This is a genomic window from Methylophilus sp. Q8 (assembly GCF_000800115.1).
In the GTDB taxonomy this organism is placed as follows: domain Bacteria; phylum Pseudomonadota; class Gammaproteobacteria; order Burkholderiales; family Methylophilaceae; genus Methylophilus.
On the sequence record NZ_JUHE01000001.1, the window covers coordinates 2,603,108 to 2,621,512 of the forward strand.

Here is an 18,405-nt window from a genome sequence, read left to right on the forward strand (position 1 = left end):
TCCCGAATATTATTTTGTCATTTTAAAGTGTGCTACCAACTTGAAAAATTGCGAGGCTTTATCAAATGTTTCCTGATATTCCCTGGCGCAATCCGAATCAGCCACCACACCGCCGCCGGCAAAAAAAGTCATTTTTTCGTTACCTATCACGGCGGTTCTTATTGCGATATTCGTATCCATACTACCATCAAAACCAATATAGCCAATGCTGCCACAGTAAATACCACGTCGGTGCGGTTCCAGCTCTTCGATAATCTCCATGGCACGCAACTTGGGTGCACCGGTAATGGAACCGCCGGGAAAGCAACCACGCAATAAATCCAGCGCATGAAACTTTGGCGCCAGCAAGCCGCGCACAATACTCACCAGATGATGCACATTGGTAAACCGCTGCAATTTAAACAAGGCATCGACTTTAACCGACCCTATTTCGCACACCTTGCCAATATCATTGCGCAATAAATCCACAATCATCAGATTCTCGGCGCGATCTTTGACGCTATGCGCTAACTCCTCTGCGGCTTGCGCATCCGCAATGGCGTCCTGGTGCCGTGGACGTGTGCCTTTAATCGGCCGCGTTTCAACTTTGCGATCAATGACCTGCAAGAACCGCTCCGGCGACATAGACAAAACCACCAGGGGCTTACCTGCGCCATCTTCTACTTGCAGATAAGCCATAAATGGCGCGCGGCTCAATTGACGGAAATGGTCATAAGCCTCGCAAGCATCTCCTGCCACATCCACCGCAAAACGCTGTGCGAGATTGATCTGATAGCAATCGCCCGCGCGGATATAGTCTTTTACTTTTTGGAAGGCGCTGGCATAGGCCGCTTGATCCATATTCGGCTGAATCTCGCCAGTGACCTTAAACGCCGCTTCGTGCTGCGCAATGGATGGTTGTAATAGCTGTTGATGCAATGCCTGCAGGGCCTGCTGGTCGGTGAAACGAGCGTGCGATACCAGCTTGCTGATACCCAAATGGTGATCGACGATCACCGCCCAATCATAGATACCAACCAGTAATTCAGGCAGCGGCATATCCTCAGCGGCCAACGTTGGCAAGGTTTCGATACTGCGCCCCAGATCATAGGCAAAGTAACCCAGCGCACCGCCTGCAAATGGAATATCAGCGATACGTTCAACCGCATGCGGCAACAACCATTGCTGGATAAGCTGGAAAGGATCCTGCTGCGATTTTTCTATGATGGTCTGGTTCGTTTGGGCCTGCTGCGTATGTACTTCAGTATCAGGGTGGCGATGTATGATTTTGGCCACGGGCGCAGCCACCACAATATCAAAACGGGCACCCAGGCTGATTTCCTCATCTACACTTGTTTGCAGCTGGGACTGGCTGGCTTCCACACGGCCGCTTTCCAGCAGCATCGGCCATGGCAGATGCCTGACTTGCCGCAGCCAGTGCATGCCCTCTGCATAAGGTAAATCAAGTTGAATTAATGCCATGCTTGCCATAACCTCGCCACCGCATAGGCTGGAAAACAGACCTCTGCATCTTGTTTTAATTGTAAATTGCCTGCGGACATCCATGCCGTGGCCGGCTGATAAGCCAGGCCCAGACGCTGCGCCAGCGCTGCCACCAGGAAACTGCCCGCCCCCAGCCCGACCATGATCTGAGGTGACCTTGGCACCTGCGCCATGATTGATTGTATGGCCTGTTGCAAGTGATTCAATTGCGCGGCTTTAAACGCAAGCGCCAGCGACTGCCAGACATCGTCCGTTTGATCTTCAACATCATGCCCAACCATCCGTGCCAGGCGGCGCATACTGTCAACCATAGCGCGCCCTTGACCGTCCGCAGTCTCGGCCAGGTCATAATCAGGGGGTAACTCACCCAGCACACGATAGACATCCGCAGTCGTGGCAAAATATTCTGCGGCGATATGGCGCGGCTCAGGCTGCGCCTGCCCGGGCGCTAACCAAGTGATCAACGGTCCCAGCGCCATCAGCGGCGTGCGCACGACGCCGGTATAAAATAAACCCAGCTTAGCCATACGCTCCGCGTCAGACCAGCCCACAGGCACGACCTGCCGCTGCTCACACAGCGTGATATCACAAGTCGTGCTACCAATATCCACCACCAACATAGCGGCATCTGTCATGCTGGTCGCCAGGCATTGGGCCGATGCATGCCAGTTCATGGAGGCAATGTGCGCCTCCTGCCCTGCTACGCTGGCCGTAAAGCCCGCGCCTTGCGCCGCTGAGGCCAGGTAGAACTCGGCGTGTGGCAAATAGTCCTGCACCGTCTCGGCAATCGCTCGTACGCCCTGCAAACGGTTATCAAACAAATCGACCAGTTCACCGGTCATGGTGACCGCATGGTCACAAGCCTCTGCCTCCATTTGCCAGTGATGCAACACATATTTGATGGCATCTTCCAGTAACGGCAGGCCTTTCCATAAGGCGCAGGCTTGCTGTAATACGCGCACAATCTCACCTTGCCCATCCAGCATCACCGCTTTCACATGCGCACCACCGATATCCCACCCTATCACCGCGCGTTTCATGCTGACAATACCTCGGTATGGCTTTTTGTCGCCAAGGACAAAGTACACGATGCCTGTGCTTGAGCAGCACTCAATTTATTTTCTAAAATAGCATCCAGGATCATGGCGGCAGGATTTTCTGTGAGTAATGGCGATAAGGCGATATAAGGCGTGGTGAGGCGCGGATTCACTTCAACCAGCATCAATTGATCGTCTGGGGTCAAAATCATGTCTGCGCCCCAGTAGCCTAGCAGGCCAGGAATCGCACCGTGTATCTGTTCAGCCAATGTCTGCATTGCGGGCAGATAGGCGACAGCCTCGTTCACGCCAGCGCCATCAAAATGAAAACATCCCTGCTGGATATCTATCCGTTGCCTATGCCCGGCAATCACCTGTACACGCTCTTGTGTCGATAACACCGACATGCTCAGCGCCAAGCCTGGCACATAAGGCTGCAGTAAAATCTTAGCGAACAACAAAGGATTTTCAATTGATGTTTTTAATTTAAAATCAATAAGTTCATTGATATTTTTAAAGTAATAAGTGAATTCACAACCTGCGCCATCATCGGGCTTTACCACCCAACCAGACGTAGCAGCCGCATGGTACCAGTTCAGGCTTTCCAAGGCATCGGCTTGCGCTAAAAACACATGCGGCAATACTGAAATCCCAGCCTGCTGGCAAATCTCAGCCATGATTGATTTGGCACTGGTCTGCGCGATCGCGTCGGCACGACAGCCTATCCAGACTTTGCCAGCGGTTTGTACCAATTGCTGCATATGCTGCAAAATGCCTCCTGTTTCAGGCGCAATTACCCAGCAAGCATCTACGTCATCAGATGATAATTGCTGGCGCCAAAGCGCATCAGCATCCTCACCGGGATGTAATGGCAGGCTATGGGCATGGAGGGGAGCTGCAACGCGGCTATCGTGGCTAGTGATACAATCAACGCCCAGCGCTGACAAGTCTGCCAGCAAGGCATCGCGCATCAGTAAGCCTTCTTGCAACAAGCTGGCAGGCAATCCTTCAGAGGCCAGGCCACCAGCGCTGACATATTCACAGACCCAGATTTTCAAGCGAGATTTATTGTGCATATTATTCCCGTCATCGATTTGATGCATGGCCAGGTAGTGCAAGCCATACAAGGGCAACGCCAGCACTACCGTGCGATCCAATCGCAGTTAACCGATAGCCATGCCCTGCTCGATGTCATCACTGCTATTTTACAAGTTTATGCGTTTGACTGCGTGTATATTGCCGATTTAAATGCAATCACTGGCCAGGATGACATGCCCAATCACCTACCGCTGATTAAACAGGTCATGACTGCCTTCCCGAACCTGCAATGGTGGGTGGATGCCGGACTCAATAGCACCGAAGCACTCAAGCCCTGGCTGGACGCTGGTATCCGCCCGATCATTGCCAGTGAAACCTTAACGGATATCGAAACCTATCAAGCCATGCGTGAAATAACGGCGCATAGTATTTTATCGCTGGATTTCTTTCAGGATGGCTTTCATGGCCCTGCTCGCCTACTGGCTGAAACCAGCCTGTGGAGCCAGCCGACCATCTTGATGAGCTTACCCAAAGTAGGCGCCAATCAAGGCCCAGAGGTCGAAAAAATCAGTTCCTTGAAAAACCAGCACCCACAACAGGCCATCTATGCCGCAGGCGGCGTCAGGCACGTCGCAGATATACAGGCACTGGCGCAAGCAGGTGCAGATGGCGTATTGATCGCCAGCGCACTGCACCAGAAACAGCTCACCGCCAGCGACCTCGCAATATTCGCGCAATAAAAAAACCGGCCTGATGGCCGGTTTTTTGACAGCAAAGCTTCGTAAGAAACTTATGCCACTGACACTTACTCCAGGTTTGCGTGCAATGCGCGCATGCCTTCTTCTGTCAGGCCTTTAGCGTGGATCAATTCAGAAATGGCGCCTTCCAGGAATACCAGGGTAGACAATTCAAATTGACCGCCCATAGGCATGCCTTTAACCAATGGGAAGCTGTCATCTTGACCGACTTGAACAACCAGGTCAGCCACATCAGCCATGGCTGAAGTTTTCTTCATGGAAATAACCACCAGTTTGGCACCGACTTCCTTGGCTTTTTTCACGAATGGCAACAAGGTTGCTGTACCGCCGGAACCTGAAACCAGGATCAGCAGATCACCTTTTTTGATCGCTGGTGTCACCACTTCGCCGATCATGTAAACGCTGTAGCCAGAGTGTACCAAACGCATTGCAAAGAAGCGTGATACCAGCAGTGAACGACCTGCGCCACCGATAAATGTTGAACCAGCCTCTTCAACCAGTTTCAGCAATTCAGCCGCTTTTGACTTGTCAGTCACGTCCAGAATACGCTTTAAGTTGTCCAGAATAAATTGTTGATGATCCATGTTTTGTCCTGTATTCAAAAAGTTTAATAAAAAACCCGACTCATTGCTGGGTCGGGTTTTTTGTCTCGCTGATCAATAATTACTTATTGATACTTAACTGAATTAAGCGTGAGCGATAGCAGTGATTTCTGCAGCAGCAGCAGCTGGGTCAGCAGCGCCGTAGATAGCAGCACCAGCAACGATGATAGTCGCGCCAGCGTCACGTACTTGACCTGCAGTAGCGGCTTTAACACCACCAGCAACAGAGATCTCAACGCCCAGGTTCAAACCAGCAACAGCAGCCAGGTCAGCAAAAGGAGTTTGACCAGCAGCTTGTTGGTCCAAACCAGTGTGGATACCGATGATGTGAGCACCAGCAGCAGCAACTTCTTTAGTTTTAGCAACTTTGTCTTCAACGCTGATCAGGTCAACTTGAGCTTTTTTGCCGTATTTGTTAGCAGCTTTGATTACGCCTTTGATTGTACCGATGTCGGATACGCCCAAAACTACGCAGATGTCAGCACCGGCTTTGTAGAATGGCTCAGACTCGTACTCGCCTGCATCCATAGTTTTCAGGTCAACCAGGATCTTGTTGTTTGGGAACTTAGCGCGCAAAGTTTCCAGCAATTTGATACCGTTGTGCTTGATGCATGGTGTACCGATTTCCAGAATGTCAACGTGTGGAGCAACTTTTTCTGCCAAAGCGATAGTTGCGTCGAAATCCAATGAGTCTAATGCCATTTGTGTTAATGCCATGTTTTTCTCCAAAAATTAAAATTTAAATGCTATTACTAGCGTACTACCAATTCAAGCTGGTCGCTCATAGTAAGCTGGCAGCCAAAATAAGTCAATGTTGCAGGCCGATTTATGCCTGACTTAAAAGCCAAACGGGCAGGTCCCTGCCCGTTTGCATTATCGCATGGCGATATTACAGTTTTGCGGCTAATGCAGCTTCCAGTTTATTCTGGTCAGCCACGAAACCACGGATACCTTCAGCCAACTTCTCAGTGGCCATTGGATCCTGATTTAGTTCAAAACGGAACTCTTCTTCTGTCAATTTAGCTGGCAACTCTTTGGTTTTGCCGCTATCTTTCAATACTTGAACCAAAGTACCTTCAGTTGCAGCCAGGTCTTGCAGCAAGTTTGGAGAAACGGTCAAACGGTCACAACCAGCCAAAGCAATCAGCTCGCCAGTGTTACGGAAAGAAGCACCCATCACAACAGTTTTGTAACCGTGCTCTTTGTAGTATTGGTAGATCGCGCGTACAGAAACCACACCTGGGTCTGTTTCTTGTGTGTACTCAGTACCTGGGTTTTTCGCTTTGTACCAGTCAAGGATACGGCCCACGAATGGAGAAATCAGGAATACGCCAGCTTCAGCACAAGCACGTGCCTGGCCAAAACCGAACAACAATGTCAGGTTACACTGAACGCCTTCTTTTTCCAGGATCTCGCCGGCTTTAATACCTTCCCAGGTAGAAGCCAGTTTGATCAACACGCGGTCTTTGCTGATGCCAGACTCTTGGTACAGGCTGATCAGTTTACGGCCTTTAGCGACCATCGCGTCGATATTGAAAGACAGACGTGCATCTACTTCTGTAGAAATACGGCCTGGAACCACTTTAGTGATTTCAGCGCCAATCAACACAGCCAGTTTGTCAGCTGCGTTTTCAATTTGTTGCTCTTTAGAACCACCTTGTGCTTTTGCGTAAGCAATGGCAGTGTCAATCAATGGCGCGTATTCTGGGATTTGGCTAGCCTTCAATACCAGAGATGGGTTTGTGGTTGCGTCCACAGGTTTAACACTTTTGATTGCTTCAACGTCACCAGTGTCAGCCACGATGGTTGTGATTGCTTTCAACTGATCTAATAAATTTGCCATGCGATTGCTCCTATAAATTGCAATAATCGTTTACGTATAGTTATACATAGAAACCTTCAACATTATAACTGAATTTATTCGAGTTAGTTAAGCGTCCTTTGCACATTCCAGCGTGTCCACTGCTTGCATCCAGCCGTCAGCCGATGCAGTTTTATTGATTAGAATCAAACAATTGCTGCCGCTTCACCAGGCACTTTTGCCTGTTTCGTCTTTTCAATATGCCCCTTTTCGGGCACAATTCACCTTTTTTGCAAGTGATTAATCAGTTAGGCATATGGGTTCTGTCACCTCTTTAAATAAAGAACAAAACCAGACTCGCTTCGCACAACTCCCTGCTGACTGGTATCTGCATCCGGATGTGTATGCGCTGGAGCAAACGCATTTGTTCTCTCTGCTGCCGCAATATCTGGGGCATGAACGCATGGTTCCCAACCCGGGCGACTATCGCGCCCTGGACTGGATGCACAATGCCACCGCCCTGGTGAATCAACATGGCCAGCCACAACTGATCAGCAATATCTGCCGCCACCGGCAAGCGGTGATGCTCAACGGCCAAGGCAACACGCAGCATATTGTCTGCCCGCTACACCGCTGGACCTATGATTTGAACGGCCAGTTACTGGGCGCCCCGCATTTTGAACAAAACCCGTGCCTGCACCTGGAGAAACAACCCCTGACTGCATGGCAAGGCCTGCTGTTTAAAGGCAGTGCGACATCCAAACAAAAAGGCCTGGACATCGCCCAGCTGCTCAAGCAACTGGGCTGCAAGCAGGACTTTGACTTTACCGGCTATCACTTTGAGTCAGCCATTGTTGACCATTACGATTTCAACTGGAAGACCTTTATCGAAGTCTATCTGGAAGACTACCATGTTGGCCCGTTCCACCCTGGCCTCAACCAGTTTGTTGACTGCGGCGAATTGAATTGGGAATTTGCTGAGCATTACAGCGTGCAAACGGTTGGTTACAAACCGCTACCGGACTACAGCCTGTCACCCGTTTACAAGCAATGGCAACAAGCCGTTACCGATTACCAGCAAGGCACACCACCCAAGTATGGCGCTATCTGGTTTGTACTCTACCCATTCCTCATGATCGAATGGTACCCCAACGTACTGGTCGTTTCGCACATTATCCCGACCGGCACAGAGTCTTGCCAGAATGTGGTCGAATTTTACTACCCGGAAGACATTGCCCTGTTTGAGCGTGAATATATCCAGGCACAGCAAGCGGCTTATTTTGAAACTGCGGTTGAAGACAAAGAAATTTGTCAGCGCATGCAAGACGGCCGCAAAGGCTTGTTTATGCTAGGTAAAGATGAGCGCGGCCCTTACCAGCACCCGATGGAAACCGGCCTGGAACACTTCCACCGCTGGTATCGCAGACAGATGGAAGCACATCTGCCTGAACATTTGCAGCGCTAGGCAAGTTTCTTTTGTTCAAACATCACTATGCTGCCTTCCGGCATCCCAAACACTGGCAGCTGGGCAGCTACTGGATGCTGCTGGCAGGCCTGGGCTTTGCCGTGATGGGCGCGTGCGTTAAAGCCGGGGCAGCGCGGTTTACCGCAAGTGAACTGGTATTCTATCGTTCAGCCTTTGGCTTGCTCATGATTGCTGCCATTGTCTGCTGGCATGGCAAACCCTTAAAAACACCATTATTAGCCATGCAAATGCGTCGTGCCGCCGTTGGGTTTACGGCCCTATTGCTGTTTTTCTATGCTATCGCGCACTTACCGCTGGCCACCGCGATCACGCTCAACTACACCTCGCCCATGTTTTTAGCACTGCTGTCGCCATGGCTGCTTAAAGCAGAAAGGCCACTCAGCCGCCAGCAACGCTGGAGACTGAACCTGTGCGTCATCGGTGGCTTCGCCGGGGTATGCCTGTTGTTGCAGCCCGCATTCAATAGCAATCAATTACTGGCGGGCGGCGTAGGCTTGCTGTCCGGCATAGGTGCCGCTTTCGCTTATGTGCACGTCAAACAACTAGGCATTGAAGGCGAACCTGACTGGCGCACCGTGTTTTACTTTACCCTGGTATGCACCATCGCCAGTGGTGGCTGGATGCTGATTGACCATATGACAGTGTTGCGCTGGCAAGACTTACCGCTACTATGCGGATTAGGATTATCCGCCACCTTTAGCCAACTGGCCCTGACGCGCGCCTACCGTACAGGCAACACCTTAACCGTTGCCAGCCTGGCATATAGCACCGTAGTGTTTGCGACCTTGATAGGCGTCATCATTTGGGGTGAGACGCTAAGCACACACGAGATTGCTGGCATGTTGCTGATTGTGGCGTTTGGCATATTAAGCTCACGCAGTGCAAGATAAAACGATTAATCCCAATAAAAAAAGCCATTCTTGCAAGAATGGCTTTTTTATTTCATCCAGCTAACTTATGGCTCAAGCAGCCCACAACGCATGGCAATCAGCGCAATTTCCGCCGAGTTTTGCGCATTGAGTTTTTGTTTAATATTGTACAAATGCGTGCCTACCGTGCGTGGGCTCAGGAACAAGGTTTCAGCAATCTCGTTGGTAGACTTACCGCGAGCCAATGACATAAACACCTCAAACTCACGCTCACTGAGCACATCCACCGGATTTTGCTCACCGGACAATTGCTGGATCGCCATTTGCTGTGCCACGCTGGCCTCGATGTATTTTTTACCCTGCGCCACACTGCGAATGGCTTTAATCAACTCTTCAGCGGCGCTGCGCTTGGTGACATAGCCCATGGCACCGGCATTGAGCACGCGTTTGGGATGCACGGAATCTTCATGGGCAGACAACACCAGGATGCGGGCATGATTGTCTTTGGCCAGAATACGTTCTATGGCCTCCATGCCACCAATCCCTGGCATGGTGATATCCATGACCACTACTTGCGGATGGTGCTCGACATAGGCCTTAATCGCGGCCTCACCACTTTCAGCCTCCGCAATGACCTTAATGTCCTGGTCTGACTCGAGCAGCATTTTAAAGCCCATCCTGACCACTGCATGGTCATCTACCAGCATTACACTTATCACGCTTGTTTCTCCCTTGATTTATGCTGATTGTATAGGCAATCGAATTTCCAATGTGGTTCCACGCCCAGCCTCTGGTTGCGAAACCACTTTAAATTGCCCATGCAAGGCCTGTACGCGCTCGCGCATACCGAGCAACCCAAAATGTTTGCTCTGATCCACCGCATCCAGTTGCATGCCTACGCCGTCGTCACAAATCATCAGGCGCAAGCCTTGCGCATCAGTCAGCATGTGCACATTGATACATTGCGCATGCGCATGTTTGATGGCGTTATTGACGGCCTCTTGCACCATACGATAGATATTGATATTGACGTTTTCACCCATGGGCTGGAATTCGCCTGATAAGTGCAACTGAATATTCAATTCAGGATGTTGCACCTGGTAACCTGACACCATATCACGCAAGGTTTCCACCAAACCCATATTATCCATGGCTGCCGGACGCAACTGGCGGATAATATTATGCATGCCGTCGTAAATATGGTTGGCGGCAGCCACGATGGTTTGCGCATTCGCAGCAATATCTGGCGTGCTTTCTTTGGTTTTATTCACAATGGCCACGGCAAAGGTCTTAATCGCGGTCACATACTGTCCCAGTTCATCGTGCAACTCACGTGCCAGACTGCGTCGCTCGTCTTCAATGTGCTGCTGAATCAGTTGCGTCAACTGGCGGTTTTGCTCCAACTGGCGTTCGGCATCCAGCGATAAGGCCATCTGGTTTAAGCTGAGGCCGATTTTGTCAAACTCTGGCACTGAAAAACGCTCCAGTCGCGTGGTCAAATCGCCCTGCTCTATGCGGTTAATGGCATGCAAAATATGTCGGACCGGGCGCAAAGCGTGGCTGAGCAAGCCATACACCAACAAGTTGAGCAAGACAAAAAAACCAACGCCCATCACTATTAACTGCAGAAAGCCTGACCAAGCCTCGCGGATAGAGCCTTCGGCATTAGAGCTAATGGTCAACACGCCATAGCGCACACGCCGTGTCACGGTTTCCACCTTGGGCGCGACCAGTTTGGTAAACCACTCCGGCGGGTTGATTTCAGACTTGAAAGTTGAAGTCGGCGAAATATATAAAGGGTTATTGGCGTAATCGTAGAGCTCAATGCGGCTACTGCGCACATAGCCCAGCGAACGCAGGAAATCTTGCAGCACGTAATGGGTTGGGCCCAGGCTGGGATTCATCGCCGAACTGACAATCACCGTATCCAGCAATTGCACCGTCACCCGCGTGGCGGCCTCTACCCGTTCACGGATGCTGTCTTTGGTATCGCGCACCAACACCACCGCGGCAGCCACCAGAAAGGCCAGCGACAGCATGGTGACTAACAAGTTGAGTCGAAAGCGTAAGCTCATGTTTTAATCGAGAATGAAAACCCAGCGTTATTAAACTGTAATACGGCCATCTATACACAGCGTAAAATCATTAAATTCACGTGTCTATGACTAATCTCTACGATTAATCTTTAATCGTGAGCTGATCCCACTCGTTGGGCTTGGCTGGATACGCCAGCGGCAATTGATTCAAACTCTCCAGCAAAATCTGGGAAACCAATAAATTACGGTTGGTTTTAGAGTCGGCAGGAATCACATACCAGGGCGCATATTTAGTAGACGTCTCTTTCAGCGCCAGTTCGTAAGCGTCCATATAGCGGTCCCATAAGGCACGCTCATCAAGATCCTTCGGGTTAAATTTCCAATGCTTGGTTGGATCATCCAGACGCTCTTGCAAGCGCTCTTTTTGCTCGTCTTTGGAGATATGCAGAAAGCATTTAATGATAGTGGTGCCGGTTTCGCTGAGCATGCGCTCGAAGTCATTGATTTGCTGGTAACGACGTTTGCATTCTGCGTCGTCTATCCAGTCATGCACTTTCACAATTAATACATCTTCATAATGACTGCGATTAAAAATAGTCAACTCACCCTTGGTCGGCACCTGGTGATGCACGCGCCACAAATAATCATGCGCCAGTTCATCTGCGCTGGGCGCCTTAAAGCTGGCCAGGCGAATACCCAAAGGATCGCAGGCGCTAAACACATGCTTGACCGTGCCATCTTTACCGCTGGTATCCATGCCCTGCAAAATCAGCAAAACCTTATGCTTTGCCTCTGCATGCAAAATATCCTGCCTGAGGTTAATTTGATGGGTTAATTCGGCCAACAAACTGGCATCACTTGCTTTATCACCTGTGCGGGCAGACCGGTCGTCTGGCTTGAATTGCTTTAAGGAAAATTTTTTCGGATTAACACGGTACTGCTCTAGTGTAACGGTCATAGACATGATCTGGTAATGGCTTGTTGGCAAGTGTATCGCAGTTAAATTGCAAACACCAAGGTAGCTTAACAAACCGATAAACCGCCGCCCGGAACACCGATATAAAAAAACAGCCTCTGACGAGGCTGTTATTAGGGGAGATTTCTTAACTTAAAGATTAACTGCGGCCAAACAGCAGCCCAAACACACCACCAGACAATACACCGGAGAGCGCAGAAACAACGGCCGGACCTGACGGGCCATTTAACACCTGGCCCAGCGTTGTTGCGACACCGCCAATACCGCCGACTGCGGCAATCAACACATTACCAGCAGCCACGGTTTCTTCAGGCATGCCAAAAAAACCAATGCCAGCACCAAAACCACCAGACACCACATCCACCTCAACTACATTTAATTCACACATTGCCATTACATTTCTCCTTAATTGATATTAAAAATAAATTTTTCACGGCGTTAACTCAGATCGGCTAGCCAGCCACCAATGTGTTAACTTTAGTTATTTTATATGTTAATTATATCAATTATTAACATATGTGAGAATTAAATAATATTAAAAAACTAACAGGATGTTGCAGGCAATAAAAAAGCCAGCTTCTGCTGGCTTTTTTACCGATCAATCCTAATTACTTGCTGGAACGTTTACGCTCATGCTCCAACAGGAAGCGTTTACGCAGGCGAATTGTTTTTGGTGTGATCTCGACCAATTCGTCATCATCAATAAATTCCACAGCACTTTCCAGGCTGATAGAGATAGGCGGCACCAAACGCACCGCTTCATCAGTACCGGAGGCGCGCACGTTGGTTAACTGTTTACCCTTGATCGGGTTAACCACCAGGTCATTGTCACGGCTATGGATACCGATAATCATGCCTTCATACAAACGGTCACCCGGGCTGGAGAACATTTTGCCGCGGTCTTGCAGTTTCCATAAAGCATAAGCCACCGCTTCACCCTGCTCGGCTGAAATCAGCACGCCATTACGGCGGCCTGGCATATCGGCTTTCAATGGTGCGTATTCATCAAAAATATGCGCCATCAAACCAGTACCACGGGTCAGTGTCAAAAACTCGCCCTGGAAACCGATCAGGCCACGCGCTGGAATACGGTATTCCAAACGTGTACGGCCATTACCGTCAGATTCCATATTTGACATCTCACCACGGCGACGACCCAACTCCTCCATCACTGCACCCTGGTTTTCGTCTTCCAGGTCCACAGTCAGGATTTCATATGGCTCACATTTTTCACCATTGATTTCTCTGAATACTACACGTGGTTTACCCACGGCGATTTCAAAACCTTCGCGGCGCATGTTTTCCAGCAAGATTGTCAGGTGCAATTCACCACGACCTGAAACACGGAATACATCGGTGTCTTCAGTATCTTCAACACGCAAAGCCACGTTAACCAGTAATTCTTTAGTCAATCGGTCACGGATCTGACGTGAGGTAATAAATTTACCTTCTGTACCAGCCAATGGTGAAGTGTTGACCATAAAGTCCATGGTCAAGGTTGGCTCATCTACACCCAAGTGTGGCAAACCAACTGGCTTGTCGCGATCACAGATCGTAAAACCGATACCGATTTCTTCAATACCTGAAATGATGACAATGTCACCTGCTTCAGCCTCGTCTACCGGCACGCGCTCCAGGCCTTTAAAACCCAGCACCTGGTTGATACGGCCTTGTGCTACTTGTTCATCTTCGCGCATCACGGCGACGACCTGGCCTGGCTTGATACGGCCATTGGTCACACGGCCAACGCCCAGGCGACCAGTATAAGTAGAATAATCCAAGGCAGAAATTTGTAGTTGCAATGGCGCGTCGCTATCACCTTTAGGTGGCTCAACATGGCTTAAAATGGTGTCAAACAAAGCACGCATGTTGTCTGAAGGTTTGCTCATGTCTAACGTGGCAAAACCATTTAAGGCTGAGGCATAAACCACCGGAAAATCCAGTTGCTCATCAGTGGCACCCAGGTTAGCAAACAAATCAAACGTATGGTTAATCACCCAATCAGGACGTGCACTTGGACGGTCCACTTTGTTAATCACCACAATTGGCTTCAAGCCCAGGGCCAGTGCTTTTTTGGTCACAAAACGCGTTTGTGGCATTGGGCCATCTACGGCATCCACCAACAACAATACGCCATCCACCATGCCTAATACGCGCTCTACCTCGCCACCGAAGTCGGCGTGGCCCGGTGTGTCGACGATATTAATATGTGTGCCTTCGTAGGTTAAGGCAGTGTTTTTGGCCAGAATCGTAATGCCGCGTTCTTTTTCCAGATCATTGCTATCCATCACACGCTCAGTCACCGCTTGGTGTGAGGCAAAAGTACCTGACTGTTGAAGTAGCTTGTCAACCATGGTTGTTTTACCGTGGTCAACGTGGGCGATAATTGCGATATTTCTAAGGTTGCGTGCCATGTGAACTGCCATCTGTTTGGAAAGGGCGCGATTTTATCACAAATCAACTTAAATATTTGACTTTTAAAATAAAGTGGCTATACTGCGAGCAACTTTAAAACACGGCTGGTACTAGACCCGCCACATTTGTTTTAAATTCATTGCCCTGACCTGTCGATAACTCGCGAAATTTTGAGGTTATCATCTTTAGATGAAGTCTTAATGACACCATCTTCTTTTATCGGTTAGTGGCCATGCCCAAGCGCCGGTAAAAGCATCCAATCTTAAATGTTGCTTTGGCTTAGTTGATATTGCACCACTCGCATTCTTGAGTGCCATGCTGCTTCATTGGCTTTGCTTTATTGCTTTACTTGCGCCCTTTTTAATTGTTGATGAAAGGGACATTCCTTGTCTTTTGCAGATTTAAATCTCGACCCCTCCATTTTGCGCGCATTGACCGACGCAGGCTATGAAAACCCAACACCAATTCAGGCGCAATCCATTCCTGAAGCTTTGCAAGGCCGTGACATCATGGCCTCTGCCCAAACCGGCACTGGTAAAACGGCTGCCTTTACCTTACCAGCATTAAACCTGCTGGCGACACAACATCCTGTTCGCAGCCGTGGGCCACGTATTCTGGTACTGACACCGACACGCGAACTGGCAGCCCAGGTAAATGATGCTGCACGTAAATACGGTAAGTTCTTGCGCGCACGTTGCATCAGCATCGTTGGTGGCATGCCTTACCCATTGCAAAATAAACTGCTGTCACAGCCACTGGACATTCTGGTTGCAACGCCAGGCCGTTTTATTGACCACCTGGAACGCGGCCGTATTGATTTGAGCCGTTTGCAAATGCTGGTACTGGATGAAGCTGACCGTATGCTGGACATGGGCTTTATGCCTGATGTTGAGCGCATTTGTGAAGCATTGCCTGCCGAGCGCCAAACCTTGCTGTTCTCAGCGACACTGGATGGCATTATGGATATCGGCAAACGCTTCTTGCGCGACCCACTGACAATCCAGGTGGCTGGCCAGAAAGAAAGACACGCCAACATTGAGCAACGTTTGCACTTTGTGGATGACATGAACCACAAAAACAAACTGCTGGAACACTTGTTGATTGCACCAGATGTCAACCAAACCATTATTTTCACCAGCACCAAGCGTCACGCTGACTTGCTGGCTGAAGATTTGTATGCCGCTGGCCACAGCACAGCAGCCCTGCATGGTGACATGACGCAAGGTGCACGTAACCGCACTTTGACCAAACTGCGCCATGGTGACGTGAAAGTACTGGTTGCAACCGATGTTGCTGCACGCGGTATCGACGTTCAAGGGATCTCACACGTCATTAACTACGACCTGCCGAAATTTGCAGAAGACTATGTACACCGTATTGGCCGTACCGGCCGCGCCAACAACACTGGCGTAGCGATTTCATTTGCCTCTAACGCTGACCGTCACCTGTTGCGCAAAATTGAGCAATACACTGGCCAAAAGCTGCAAGCTGAAGTGATTGCAGGTTTTGAACCAAAACGTGCTGCGCGTATGGATGATGGTGGTGATGGCAAACGTGGCGGCAGACGCAACGGCAAACCACAGGGCAAAGGCGGTTTCCGTCGTGACGACAGACCAGGCCAGAACAAATCATTTGGTGAGCGCGTCGCCCGAGAAGGCAACCGCGAGAACAATCGCGATGCACAGGCCAACAAGCCACGTGCACCACGTACAACCGAGCCAAAACAGGACAAAGAAGTTAACGGTAACAGCAAGCACTACAACAAAGATACCGACTTCCAGTTTGCACGCGCATTGGCTGACGAATTTGGTCAACGCCGTCCACGTCCGGCAGGCAACAACCAGGAGCGTTTTGGCAACCCTAACGGTAGCCGTGGCAATAACAAACCACGTCCGGCAGGCAAGTCATTTGGCGACAATGGTGGTGCCAAACGCCCACGTTCATTTGCCTAAGACTCGCCTATGTCTGAGCAAACCACAGTAGATTTTCGTGCGCTCGGCCTGGCCGAGCCGCTGTTAAAAGCGATTGATGAGTCTGGCTATACCACACCAACGCCGATTCAAGCGCAGGCCATTCCGCTGGCTTTACAGCGTATGGACTTGATGGCAGGTGCGCAAACGGGTACCGGCAAAACGGCAGCATTTTCTTTGCCGATTTTGCATACCCTGCTGCCGCTTTCCAGCAGCAGTACTTCGCCTGCCAAGCACCCTATCCGGGCGCTGGTATTGGCCCCTACGCGTGAATTAGCGATACAGGTCTATGACAACATCAAAACCTACGCCAAACACACGCATTTGCGTAGCCTGGTGGTGTATGGCGGCGTGGATATCAAAACACAAACGCCTATCCTGAAAACAGGCGTGGAAATTTTGGTGGCCACACCTGGCCGCTTGCTGGACCATGTTGAGCAAAAAACCTTGTCTTTGAGCCAGGTGCAGTTTCTGGTGCTGGACGAAGCAGATCGCATGCTGGACATGGGCTTTATGCCTGACTTGAAACGCATTCTGGCATTGCTGCCTAAACAGCGTCAAAACCTGATGTTCTCAGCGACTTTTTCTGATGAAATCAAAAAACTGGCGGATGCCTTTTTGAATAACCCGACCTTGATCGAAGTGGCGCGCAGCAATGCGACCAATGACAATGTCGAGCAAAAAGCGTATCTGGTGAATAGCGACCAGAAACAGCGCTTCCTGGTGCAGCTACTCAAGCAGTACGCCAACCAGCAAGTGATTGTATTCACGAAAACTAAGCTCTCGGCCAGCAAGCTGGCGCGTGCGCTTGAACGTGACCAGATTCCATGCAGTGCGATTCATGGGGATAAGTCCCAAAAAGAACGTATTGAAGCCCTGGACGCGTTTAAAGCAGGCACTATTCACGCGCTGGTTGCCACCGATGTGGCGGCACGCGGACTGGATATCAGTGACTTGCCACTGGTAATTAACTATGAAATCTCGACTGCACCGGAAGACTATGTGCACCGAATTGGTCGTACCGGCCGCGCAGGCGCCAAAGGCATTGCCATCTCGCTGATCGACGAAGATGAAACCAAATACTTCGACGACATCGAGAAGTTGATTAAAAAGCAGATTCCAAAAGAAAAAGCCACGATCAACACCGCTAGCCGACCACGCGCGTCAAAAGCCACAAGCGCAGACGAAGGCTGGTTCCAGCAACCTTATCAACCTGCGGCAGCGGCAGCACCAAAAGAAGTGCCAGCCAAGCCCTCTACTGCCAAGCGTAAAGTAGTTGCAGCCCTGCTAGGAGGCTTTGGTTTTAAAGCCACACCGCAGACACGCAATCAGGCCAAGCGCGGCGCAGGGAATAAACCGCGGCAGAAAGCCCAGGCTAGCGACATTGCCCAGGCTGAAGCCGTAGAAGCAATCAGCGCACAGTCGTAAAAAAAGCCCCGTTCGCGGGGCTTTCTTTATTGTGCAACGAAATGCGCAAGCAATATAACGATGAGGCGATCAAGGCCGCTAGCCTTCGCGATTACGCATAAAGTCGGCCACGCCGTAGAGCTGGTTGGCAATATGCTTCATGAGCGACTCTTCAAACTGCAGCGTATGCATGGCTTTAATCATACAGTACATCCATTGATCGCGCGCCGACTCGTCAATCGGGAATGGCATATGCCGCGCCCGCAAGCGCGGATGGCCATAGCGCTCAATATATAACTGCGGGCCGCCGGTCCAACCCATTAAAAACATAAACAGCTTCTCTCTGGCCTCGGTTAAATCCGGCTGATGAATGGCGCGTAAACCAGCCGCTTTAGGGTCTGTATCCATGGTGTCGTAAAAGGTCTCGACCAGGTTGCGTATGGTTTCAGCGCCCTTTTCAGCCCCGCCCAGCCATTCAAACAAAGATTGTTTGGCCGCATTAGGCTCTTGTATCTCTAATGCCATGCT

17 protein-coding genes are annotated in these 18,405 nt (G+C 50.2%); 5 read left to right on the forward strand and 12 right to left on the reverse strand.

The annotated features are described in order from the left end of the window. Nucleotides 1-9: 9 nt before the first annotated feature. Genes pabB through GQ52_RS12310 form a run of 3 tightly spaced genes read right to left on the reverse strand, consistent with a single transcriptional unit; the run spans nt 10 to nt 3,595 of the window. Nucleotides 10-1,461 carry an aminodeoxychorismate synthase component I gene (pabB, locus tag GQ52_RS12300; RefSeq protein WP_047518094.1) on the reverse strand — a complete coding sequence of 484 codons (1,452 nt, stop codon included), beginning with the start codon at nt 1,459-1,461 and terminating at the stop codon, nt 10-12. After that, a complete protein-coding gene (locus GQ52_RS12305) occupies nt 1,452-2,522 on the reverse strand; it encodes a hydantoinase/oxoprolinase family protein (protein WP_047518100.1) in 1,071 nt (356 codons plus the stop codon). Before GQ52_RS12305 ends, pabB begins: the two co-directional genes overlap by 10 nt. Then, a complete protein-coding gene (locus GQ52_RS12310) occupies nt 2,519-3,595 on the reverse strand; it encodes an ATP-grasp domain-containing protein (protein ID WP_047518101.1) in 1,077 nt (358 codons plus the stop codon). Before GQ52_RS12310 ends, GQ52_RS12305 begins: the two co-directional genes overlap by 4 nt. Here GQ52_RS12310 and GQ52_RS12315 point away from each other — a divergent pair. After that, the gene (locus tag GQ52_RS12315; protein WP_047518102.1) at nt 3,590-4,297 is read left to right on the forward strand and encodes a HisA/HisF-related TIM barrel protein; all 708 of its coding nucleotides are present in this window, start codon (nt 3,590-3,592) and stop codon (nt 4,295-4,297) included. The genes GQ52_RS12310 and GQ52_RS12315 overlap by 6 nt on opposite strands. 65 nt (nt 4,298-4,362) lie before the next feature. Here GQ52_RS12315 and hxlB read toward each other — a convergent pair whose 3' ends face one another. The 3 genes from hxlB to tal form a co-directional block, all read right to left on the reverse strand. Continuing rightward, entirely contained in the window at nt 4,363-4,899 is a 537-nt protein-coding gene (gene hxlB, locus GQ52_RS12320; protein WP_019882223.1) for a 6-phospho-3-hexuloisomerase, read from the reverse strand. Between the two features lie 102 nt (nt 4,900-5,001). Further along, nucleotides 5,002-5,634 carry a 3-hexulose-6-phosphate synthase gene (gene hxlA / locus GQ52_RS12325; protein ID WP_019882222.1) on the reverse strand — a complete coding sequence of 211 codons (633 nt, stop codon included), beginning with the start codon at nt 5,632-5,634 and terminating at the stop codon, nt 5,002-5,004. Nucleotides 5,635-5,806: 172 nt separating this feature from the next. Continuing rightward, nucleotides 5,807-6,760 carry a transaldolase gene (tal, locus tag GQ52_RS12330; protein WP_047518104.1) on the reverse strand — a complete coding sequence of 318 codons (954 nt, stop codon included), beginning with the start codon at nt 6,758-6,760 and terminating at the stop codon, nt 5,807-5,809. A gap of 274 nt (nt 6,761-7,034) precedes the next feature. On the opposite strand from tal, the gene GQ52_RS12335 reads away from it, so the two are divergent. Together GQ52_RS12335 and GQ52_RS12340 are read left to right on the forward strand one after the other, a co-directional pair. Beyond that, nucleotides 7,035-8,183: an aromatic ring-hydroxylating dioxygenase subunit alpha gene (locus tag GQ52_RS12335; RefSeq protein WP_047518106.1), complete on the forward strand. Its 1,149-nt coding sequence runs from the start codon at nt 7,035-7,037 to the stop codon at nt 8,181-8,183. An 11-nt stretch (nt 8,184-8,194) separates the two neighbouring features. Further along, nucleotides 8,195-9,094 (forward strand): DMT family transporter, encoded by a 900-nt coding sequence (locus tag GQ52_RS12340; protein ID WP_047518108.1) that lies wholly within the window; start codon nt 8,195-8,197, stop codon nt 9,092-9,094. Between the two features lie 65 nt (nt 9,095-9,159). Here GQ52_RS12340 and GQ52_RS12345 read toward each other — a convergent pair whose 3' ends face one another. From GQ52_RS12345 to typA, 5 genes are all read right to left on the reverse strand, one after another. Further along, on the reverse strand, nt 9,160-9,780 hold the full coding sequence (locus GQ52_RS12345) for a response regulator transcription factor (RefSeq protein WP_019882218.1): 621 nt from the start codon (nt 9,778-9,780) through the stop codon (nt 9,160-9,162). Nucleotides 9,781-9,810: 30 nt separating this feature from the next. Further along, nucleotides 9,811-11,112, reverse strand: coding sequence for an ATP-binding protein (locus GQ52_RS12350; protein WP_019882217.1), 1,302 nt, complete (start codon nt 11,110-11,112; stop codon nt 9,811-9,813). A 139-nt stretch (nt 11,113-11,251) separates the two neighbouring features. Further along, nucleotides 11,252-12,067, reverse strand: a complete 816-nt coding sequence (locus tag GQ52_RS12355; protein ID WP_235273301.1) for a polyphosphate kinase 2 family protein — start codon at nt 12,065-12,067, stop codon at nt 11,252-11,254. 157 nt (nt 12,068-12,224) lie between these two features. Next, complete coding sequence (locus GQ52_RS12360) at nt 12,225-12,479, reverse strand: hypothetical protein (protein WP_047518112.1); 255 nt, start codon at nt 12,477-12,479, stop codon at nt 12,225-12,227. 214 nt (nt 12,480-12,693) lie between these two features. After that, nucleotides 12,694-14,499 carry a translational GTPase TypA gene (gene typA, locus GQ52_RS12365; protein ID WP_047518114.1) on the reverse strand — a complete coding sequence of 602 codons (1,806 nt, stop codon included), beginning with the start codon at nt 14,497-14,499 and terminating at the stop codon, nt 12,694-12,696. A gap of 387 nt (nt 14,500-14,886) precedes the next feature. On the opposite strand from typA, the gene GQ52_RS12370 reads away from it, so the two are divergent. Together GQ52_RS12370 and GQ52_RS12375 are read left to right on the forward strand one after the other, a co-directional pair. Then, nucleotides 14,887-16,452 (forward strand): DEAD/DEAH box helicase, encoded by a 1,566-nt coding sequence (locus GQ52_RS12370; RefSeq protein ID WP_019882213.1) that lies wholly within the window; start codon nt 14,887-14,889, stop codon nt 16,450-16,452. Between the two features lie 9 nt (nt 16,453-16,461). Continuing rightward, nucleotides 16,462-17,898 (forward strand): DEAD/DEAH box helicase, encoded by a 1,437-nt coding sequence (locus tag GQ52_RS12375; protein ID WP_047518116.1) that lies wholly within the window; start codon nt 16,462-16,464, stop codon nt 17,896-17,898. 78 nt (nt 17,899-17,976) lie between these two features. Here GQ52_RS12375 and GQ52_RS12380 read toward each other — a convergent pair whose 3' ends face one another. Further along, on the reverse strand, nt 17,977-18,402 hold the full coding sequence (locus tag GQ52_RS12380) for a group II truncated hemoglobin (protein ID WP_019882211.1): 426 nt from the start codon (nt 18,400-18,402) through the stop codon (nt 17,977-17,979). Nucleotides 18,403-18,405 lie beyond the last annotated feature (3 nt).

Bases quoted from the DNA above. Each gene is read 5' to 3' on its own strand.
- tal (WP_047518104.1), bottom strand. From the start codon at position 6,760: ATGGCAAATTTATTAGATCAGTTGAAAGCAATCACAACCATCGTGGCT.
- GQ52_RS12305 (WP_047518100.1), bottom strand. From the start codon at position 2,522: ATGAAACGCGCGGTGATAGGGTGGGATATCGGTGGTGCGCATGTGAAA.
- pabB (WP_047518094.1), bottom strand. From the start codon at position 1,461: ATGGCATTAATTCAACTTGATTTACCTTATGCAGAGGGCATGCACTGG.
- hxlB (WP_019882223.1), bottom strand. From the start codon at position 4,899: ATGGATCATCAACAATTTATTCTGGACAACTTAAAGCGTATTCTGGAC.
- typA (WP_047518114.1), bottom strand. From the start codon at position 14,499: ATGGCACGCAACCTTAGAAATATCGCAATTATCGCCCACGTTGACCAC.
- GQ52_RS12375 (WP_047518116.1), top strand. From the start codon at position 16,462: ATGTCTGAGCAAACCACAGTAGATTTTCGTGCGCTCGGCCTGGCCGAG.
- GQ52_RS12355 (WP_235273301.1), bottom strand. From the start codon at position 12,067: ATGACCGTTACACTAGAGCAGTACCGTGTTAATCCGAAAAAATTTTCC.
- hxlA (WP_019882222.1), bottom strand. From the start codon at position 5,634: ATGGCATTAACACAAATGGCATTAGACTCATTGGATTTCGACGCAACT.
- GQ52_RS12335 (WP_047518106.1), top strand. From the start codon at position 7,035: ATGGGTTCTGTCACCTCTTTAAATAAAGAACAAAACCAGACTCGCTTC.
- GQ52_RS12380 (WP_019882211.1), bottom strand. From the start codon at position 18,402: ATGGCATTAGAGATACAAGAGCCTAATGCGGCCAAACAATCTTTGTTT.
- GQ52_RS12360 (WP_047518112.1), bottom strand. From the start codon at position 12,479: ATGGCAATGTGTGAATTAAATGTAGTTGAGGTGGATGTGGTGTCTGGT.
- GQ52_RS12350 (WP_019882217.1), bottom strand. From the start codon at position 11,112: ATGCTGTCGCTGGCCTTTCTGGTGGCTGCCGCGGTGGTGTTGGTGCGC.
- GQ52_RS12310 (WP_047518101.1), bottom strand. From the start codon at position 3,595: ATGCACAATAAATCTCGCTTGAAAATCTGGGTCTGTGAATATGTCAGC.
- GQ52_RS12345 (WP_019882218.1), bottom strand. From the start codon at position 9,780: ATGCTGGTAGATGACCATGCAGTGGTCAGGATGGGCTTTAAAATGCTG.